This is a genomic window from Roseibium sp. FZY0029 (assembly GCF_036350355.1).
Lineage (GTDB): Bacteria > Pseudomonadota > Alphaproteobacteria > Rhizobiales > Stappiaceae > Roseibium.
The window spans coordinates 226,229-233,593 of sequence record NZ_JAZDVZ010000011.1; the positions used below are offsets into that span (position 1 = coordinate 226,229).

General features: G+C 57.3%; 5 protein-coding genes. 3 read left to right on the forward strand and 2 right to left on the reverse strand.

Going from position 1 to position 7,365, the window contains the following annotated elements:
• Window positions 1-105 precede the first annotated feature (105 nt).
• Window positions 106-1,062, reverse strand: a complete 957-nt coding sequence (locus tag V1T76_RS26405) for an EamA family transporter (RefSeq protein ID WP_330563660.1) — start codon at window positions 1,060-1,062, stop codon at window positions 106-108.
• Between the two features lie 79 nt (window positions 1,063-1,141).
• Here V1T76_RS26405 and V1T76_RS26410 point away from each other — a divergent pair, with 79 nt between their 5' ends.
• Window positions 1,142-2,536: an aminotransferase-like domain-containing protein gene (locus tag V1T76_RS26410; protein WP_330563661.1), complete on the forward strand. Its 1,395-nt coding sequence runs from the start codon at window positions 1,142-1,144 to the stop codon at window positions 2,534-2,536.
• Between the two features lie 135 nt (window positions 2,537-2,671).
• On the opposite strand, the gene V1T76_RS26415 is transcribed toward V1T76_RS26410, so the two are convergent.
• On the reverse strand, window positions 2,672-4,312 hold the full coding sequence (locus V1T76_RS26415; RefSeq protein WP_330563662.1) for a DUF1254 domain-containing protein: 1,641 nt from the start codon (window positions 4,310-4,312) through the stop codon (window positions 2,672-2,674).
• A gap of 811 nt (window positions 4,313-5,123) precedes the next feature.
• On the opposite strand from V1T76_RS26415, the gene V1T76_RS26420 reads away from it, so the two are divergent.
• On the forward strand, window positions 5,124-5,450 hold the full coding sequence (locus V1T76_RS26420; RefSeq protein WP_330563663.1) for a hypothetical protein: 327 nt from the start codon (window positions 5,124-5,126) through the stop codon (window positions 5,448-5,450).
• Between the two features lie 186 nt (window positions 5,451-5,636).
• A partial coding sequence (locus V1T76_RS26425; protein ID WP_330563664.1) for a type I secretion system permease/ATPase occupies window positions 5,637-7,365 on the forward strand: 1,729 nt, incomplete at its 3' end.

The following is a 7,365-nucleotide window of genomic DNA, read 5'->3' on the forward strand; positions in this document are numbered from 1 at the left end:
AGACCGGCTGTGCATCAGTGACTGGAACAATAACGGCAACTTTGGCCATGAAAAAGTTGGTGGGCATTTGGTCTGGCTGGACTGAATTGAGTTGCTGAGCGTCACTTATGCCTCGGGTATTGCTGTGTCCTGATGCCCCTTTCTCAGGCTGGCATGCGTCAAGCCGTAGATACACACCACGACGATCAACAACGCGACAACCTGATAGGCCTCGATCGTATCGCCAAGAAACGGCACAGCAAGAACCATCGTCAGGGCAGGCCAGGGCGTGGTGATCGAACTGGCCAGCGACACGTCGATGTGGCGGACTGCGTAAAACCAGACGATCAGTTCGAGGAAGTAGACCAGGCCCATGATCGCCGACATCGTCTGAAAGACCGCACTGAACCCCGCATCAAATCCAGACGGGACGACGACAACCAAGACGGCCAGAAGGAAAAGTGTCGAGAGTACGACCCGGAAGAGCGTCACCTGTGCAGGGGTGATAGGCGTTTTGGTCAGTTCCTCCTTGATGATGACATGTGCGATGCTCCACAGCAGGGGTACCCCGAGCGATACCAGGAACCATGGGGACAGATCCGACATCATGAATGTACCGCCTGTGCCGATGTAATAGAGCGCGCCAAGCAACACACCGGTCAACCCCAGCTCGACAACGGTCTTGCGCCGCTTGAGAAACACTGTCTCCCAGAAGATCGCGAACAACGGATAGGCCTGAATGGCGATGGCCGCGTTCGCTGCTCCGGCGTTTTCGACACCCAGGACATAGAGATACGTCGAGAGACCGAACAATGCTCCAGTGAACAGGGCAACCAGAGCCATTCGGCCTTGTTCGCGGCGGGATAGATCAAGGCTGAATATCCCCTTGCTCCCGCTGCGCATTTCCCAGACGAAAAGAGGCGCTGCAAACACGACCTGCCAGACAGACAGCGCAAACGCAAAGCTGAGCGCTCCTACATCGGCGGCCCGAAGGTTCGAGATGATCGGCATGATGCCGAGCAGAATGAGGCTGACGAGGGAGAGGGCGATGCCTTTTCCGGCAGACCGAGCGAAAAGCGCCATAACGAAAATCCCCGAATTGCATTGACGCACTCAGGAATTGCACCCACAAATGTATAAGTGCAATAGAAAGATTGATCTGATGGCAATTTGGATGCCCGACCTGTCGAGCGGGGATGGCCCGAAATATCTCCGGATCGTCGAGGCCATGGCGGAAGACATTGCGATGGGTCGGTTGCCCGCGGGAACGCGCCTCCCACCGCACCGGGAGCTGGCCTATCAGCTCGGCATTTCGCCAAACACGACGAGCCGGGCTTACGCCGAAGCAATAAAGCGTGCGCTTCTGAGAGGCGAAGTGGGCAGGGGGACATTCGTCCGGTCAGCCGACAACGACCCTGCGCGCGCGGACCCCGAAACCTTGCGCCGAACCGATACCGGGCCGATCGACCTCTCACGCAACCTGCCGATACCGGGATTCTCCGAGCGCCACATTCGCCGTGTGATGTCTGAGATTGCGACAGGGCCAGGACTGCGGTCTCTGTTGGACTACCAGACGGACAAAGATCTCGTGCATCATCGCGCGGCAGGGCAAATGTGGCTTGCGAACTGCGGTCTGGACGTGTCTGTTGATCGTGTCGTTCCCGTCGTCGGTGGGCAGCACGGCATTCTGTGTGTCCTGATGGCCCTGTTGCAACCTGGCGATCTTTTGCTGGCCGAGGCCCTGACTTACACACCCGTCCTCGCCATGGCGGCGCGTCTCGGCCTGCAGACAGGTGCCGTTGTGATGGATGCCGAAGGCGTCGTGCCAGAGTCCTTCGAGGCATGGTGTCACGCGGCCAATCCAAGAGCCTTCTATCTGACCCCAACTTTACAGTCGCCCACCACTGTCACTCTTTCCGCGGCACGACGAGCCACGATCGCCGAGATCGCCAACCGCCATGACGTCATCCTGATCGAGGACGATGTGTTCGGGCCGCTCAAGCGCGACAAGCCTGTTCCGCTCGCTCAGATGGCACCGGAGACAACAATTCATGTGACCAGCCTGTCCAAGACCGTTGCGCCGGGGCTGCGGGTCGGTTTTCTAAGCGCTCCCCGGAAACTCGTACCCGCGCTGCATCAGTCGGTCAATTTGAGCGTCTGGATGACACCGCCGATGACCCTGGAGGTGGCAAGCCGGTTGATCGAAGATGGGACGGTCGCCGTGCTGAGTGACCAGCAACGTGTGACCGCACACCGCCGACAGCAGCTTGTGCAACACATTCTGGGCACAGACACTGTCCCGCGTGTGCCGGAAGGGTTTCACGTGTGGGTGCCGCTTCCGGCTGGATGGCGCGCCGATGTCTTCAGCGCGGAATGCGCCCGGCTTAGCGTAAGGATCAGCGAAGGCCGGATCTTTGCAATGAATGCCGCCGAGGCACCGGAAGCTATCCGCATCTGCGTCAGCCATGAACCGGACGAAGACCGGCTCGTGCGAGGCCTCGAAATTATTGCGGGCGTGCTGCAGCAAAAACCGAGTGGATCATCAATGGCAATCTAACCAACGGGGTCATATCCCTGAGGAAAAAGTCGGCCGCAGCATTTGACTGCACCGAAAGCGAAGACCGGCAATAGCTGAAGGTATATTGCCTCGGAGAGGCAAGAACCTCTCCGAGCCCCAAAAGTATTGTGCCGGTTAGTCGACCCGTTCGATCTCGCTCGGCCTCCAGGATTTATCGAAGAAGGATTCCAGCGGGCTGTAGAAACGCAGGATGGTGAACCATCCCTTGTCTGGATCTGATTGTATCCAGTTGCCGCGCTCCACGCCTTCCGGCTGCTCGGGGCCGAAATAGACCGTCGTGCTGCCATCCTCGCTCGCAACGGCAGCGGGGCTAGGGTAGGACTGACTACCGGCACGCGGGTATTTTTGCGGAGTCTGCAGCATCGAGCGGGTCTGGTTGTCGTAGAGTGTGAATGACCAGAAGGCTGCGGCCGGAATACCTTTCGGCAGCGTCACCTTGTAGGTCTTCGAGCCGTCGTAAGGATTGCCGTCTGCATCAACGAAACCCATCAGATACTGCGACCCGACTTCCGGAATGCGCATGATCATGCCAGGGCTGTCGAGCGTGTAGGCGTAGTAGAACGCCGTGCGGCTATCGAGGGTCCGGGCGCCGGTCGGCGGAAACGGCTTGAAGATGCCGTCCTCGAATTTGGGCGGCGGTGTTTCGAAAAAAGCTCCGCCTTGGAACAGCATGTTTCCCCAGTTTGACCCTTCATAGTAGGCCCAACCCGGTTGCTTCTTGGCAAACTGCCATTGCAGCGCCCGCCCGAAAGCCTGTCCGGTCTGGGCGGCATCCGAAAGGATTTGCTTCATCCGTTCGTCAGGTTCGAAAGGTTTGCCGTGAACGATGCCGATTGCAGCAAGCTGTCCGGCAAGTTCGACGTCATAACTCGTCGCCGGTTCGTTCTGGACGTTTTCGTTGAGCAGCTCGAAGAAACTGGAGTCGCTTGGCGGAATGGTGTTGAAGGAAAGTCCGCTTCCCTCGATGAATTTCGTCTCCGGGACCTTGGGCTCTCCTGCAAGGCGGACCGTGCCCTCCAGCGCTTCGGCAATCGAAGTGCCGAAGCTGCCGGGTTGATAGGCGTAGATCTTGAGGTTCTGTTTGACATTGTCGACGGCGGGCTTGGGATCATTCCCTTCCGCGATGAAAGCCCTCAGCGCATAGAGAACCGTGTTGGTTTTCGCATGCGCAACGAAGTAGCCCCCCTCCGGAAGCGGGCCATCATAATCAGGTCCGACGATGAGATATTTACCACCAAGGCCCCGGTCCGGGCCCGGCTTGCCGATATCGATCACCCATTGAAACCACATGTCGTTGAGCGTGCCCAGACCATCGGTGGGCTGGACGATCACCACCGGGCCGTCGGAAAGATCGACAAAGGCCATGTAGTAGACCGTGTCGGCGTTCGCGGTCAGGAACAGAGACGTGGAATCCATAAGATCAGAGAAGATAATGACGTCGCCGCTGCCGGCGCCAACGCTTTCCAAACCTTTCTTGATCGCAAGCGCAGAAGCTCCGCGAAAACTGTTGTTGTAGGCATTGAGCGCACGTGTGAAATCAATCGTGTCGAAAACGGTTTGCGCTGTTTTGTCGGTCGGCACGCCGTTGTTGAATTCCAGCGTACCGATACGCGTATCGACGGCTTGGGGGGCTGAGATTGACTTTAGGATGTCGGATGAAACATCCGCCAGAGCGGTGCCCGCGATGCCGACCGTCATGGAAGTCGCCAGGGCAGCCCCCACGACGATCAATCTGCTTTGAGAAAAAGACTGCATTCCATCCTCCATTGAAAATCATTGATGGAAGTTCTGGGCACGTTTGCGCACCCGGCCGAAAAAGCAAAAATACGTCTTACCGCGTGTCGGAGCCTCGCCTTCTCTCGACGTGCCCCGCGTTTTTTACAAAGTGAATTCGCTGCCGGCTTTGCTGCGTTCTGTGAAACTCTTTCGGTGTGATGCCGGTTCACTGCCGGAACGACCGGGAAAAATGCGAGGCATCGTGAAAACCGGGTTCCTGTATCAGCAATAGGGCGCAATGGCGTGTGACGGCTGCCGGGCCCGTTTTGGTGGATGTAAGTATGGCAGAAGCGGCCCGTCTCCTTTGTCTTTTGCATCCACCAGACGCAGTTGGCCGAACTGTAGAGTGAGAAAGTGGACCGGAGTTCGGTCAGGACGCCATGTAAGGTTACGCTGCGTAAGAAATAACATCAAGACAAACCGCGTCGAATTTCTTCAACTGCCACGAGACCGTCCGGTTATTTGCCTCGGTGTGGCCGTTCTGTGCGATCGGAGGCATCATTTCCGTTCAGACCGATGAAGACGTCGTCGCAGTCCAGGTTCAAGCTCAAACATGCTCGACACCCTGAATATTTCATAAATTCAAAATCGTAGGCTCTCACCAATGGTTCAATTCGGGCAATCGTGACTTGCATCACAGTCTTATGGATATGTTTTCGTGTAATTTACTTCAGTTCTCACCGATTTGGAGGTGTGAGGACTTTCGAAGTGCGAATAACGCTTCGAGAGTCTTGAGTTATTTTGCAAGCAACCCTTTAGCTGAAAATGTCTAACCAATGAGGACGTAACCATGGCGAACCATCCCGTCAAACTGGAAAACGCAACTCCACCGCCGATCTGGTATCCTCAGCAAGAGGCTTCCAGCGATGTGCCAGAGGCAGGGCTACGCTCTGATGGTGAACTCGTTCAAGCTTCACCGGACAGCTTCAATTTCACCGCAGAAAAGCCAGTCGACCAGACAGCTGACCACGACCACAAGGACTGGACTCCGATCCTGAGCATTCCACCGGGAGCCACGGAAGATGGTTCGACCGATCATCAGGACTTTTCATCAGCCGACAGTGGCGACCCATATCACTTTCATGATGTCGTATCCGTCGATTTCGACTGGGCCTGAGTGCAACAAGATACCGGAAATACAGACGCACTAGATAGGGTCAGACGCTTCCCATGGCTTGGGGAGCGTCCAGCCCTTCATTGCCACTTCACATGTGCAATCACGACAAAACGTTCTTGCGCATGTTAGTGTTCCATTTTCCACGGCGGCCTCTCGCAACAGGTTCCCCAAAGACATTCGCACTTCATGTCAATGCAGAAGAAAACGTCCTCCAGTTCTCAAGGCTCCCGCGATAATCCCGTTGCCCTGGCTTTCCGCCCGGTCTATGCGGCCTTCTGGGGCGTCGCGGTCGTCAGCTTCGTCATCAACATCCTGATGCTGACCGGACCTGTTTTCATGCTGCAGGTCTATGACCGCGTGCTTGCCAGCGGATCCATTCCGACACTTGTGGCGATTGGTGCCCTGGCCGTCGTGCTTTACACTTTCTACGGCCTGCTTGAGGGCGTGCGAAGCAGGCTTCTGGCCCGATTGGGGCAGCGGGTCGATGCGAGACTGTCCGGTATCGTCTACCGCGTCTCAAATTCTCTGCCGGTTCGCCTGGGGCGCAAAGCTGCCAAACTGCGTCCGGTGCAGGATCTGGATACGGTAAGGCAATTCCTGTCCGGACCTGGGCCCGCGGCCATTTTCGATATTCCGTGGCTGCCGCTGTATCTCGGGATCGTATTTCTGTTTCACCCGGTCCTTGGGTTTGTGGGGCTTGGCGGCGCCTTGGTGATCGTTGTCCTGATCGCCTTGAATGAATTTATGTCCAGGACACCGGCAGAAGAAGCTGCCGGTCATGCTGGCCGCCGCTCTTCCGATGTCGAAATCGGCCAGCGGAATTCCGAGGTCGTTACTGCGATGGGCATGCAGGATGCCCTGACATCCAGGTGGGAGACGCAGAACGGCGACTATCTGGCAACACAGCGCCGAGCTGCCGACCGCACCGGTCTGTTCGGCACAGCGATCAAAACCATCCGCTTCATTCTCCAGTCAGCCATTCTTGGTGTTGGCGCGTGGCTGGCGATCAAGCAGGAAATTACACCCGGCGTCATGATTGCCTCTTCCATCATGACCTCCAGGGCACTGTCGCCGATTGAGCAGGCAGTTTCCCAATGGCGCGGGTTTGTTGCCTGCCGCCAATCCCTGAGACGTTTGCGTGAGGTCTTGTCGGTCACTGAGACCGAGACGGACAAGATGGATCTGCCGTTGCCCACAAAGAGGATTTCCGTCGAACAGGTCTTTTGCGGGCCGTTCGGTGAAGCCTTGCCCTTTGTCCAGAATGTCTCGCTTGACTTGGAGGCCGGCGATGGCCTTGGAGTCATCGGGCCTTCCGGGTCCGGAAAATCGACCTTCGCGCGGGCGCTGGTTGGAGCCATACCGCCACTCAAGGGTGTCATTCGCTACGACGGGGCGGAGCTTGGCCAGTGGCCGAGTGCAAAACGCGGAGAGTTCATTGGCTATCTGCCTCAGGATCTTCAGCTCTTCGATGGCACCATCGCCGACAATATTGCCCGCTTCCGGGCCAATGCCTCGTCAGATCACGTCATCGAGGCGGCCAAACTGGCGGATGTGCACGACCTGATCGTCGGCCTTCCGGAAGGCTACAACACTGTCATTGGCCGAAGCGGCCGCATGCTGTCTGCCGGGCAGCGGCAACGCATCGCTCTGGCCAGGGCGCTTTATGGCAATCCTTTTCTTGTCGTTCTTGATGAACCGAATTCCAACCTGGATGCGGAGGGCGACGGAGCCCTGTCAGGAGCCATCAAGGGCATGCGGGACAAGGGATCCATCGTTGTGGTGATTGCCCATCGTCCAAGCGCGATCGCGACGGTCGACAAGATCCTCTGTCTGAAAGACGGCAAGATGGCCGGGTTCGGTCCGAAGGACGAAGTGCTCAAGCAAGTGGTGCAGCCCGTGCCAAACCCGCGCACAC

Bases quoted from the DNA above. Each gene is read 5' to 3' on its own strand.
- V1T76_RS26415 (WP_330563662.1), bottom strand. From the start codon at position 4,312: ATGCAGTCTTTTTCTCAAAGCAGATTGATCGTCGTGGGGGCTGCCCTG.
- V1T76_RS26420 (WP_330563663.1), top strand. From the start codon at position 5,124: ATGGCGAACCATCCCGTCAAACTGGAAAACGCAACTCCACCGCCGATC.
- V1T76_RS26410 (WP_330563661.1), top strand. From the start codon at position 1,142: ATGGCAATTTGGATGCCCGACCTGTCGAGCGGGGATGGCCCGAAATAT.
- V1T76_RS26405 (WP_330563660.1), bottom strand. From the start codon at position 1,062: ATGGCGCTTTTCGCTCGGTCTGCCGGAAAAGGCATCGCCCTCTCCCTC.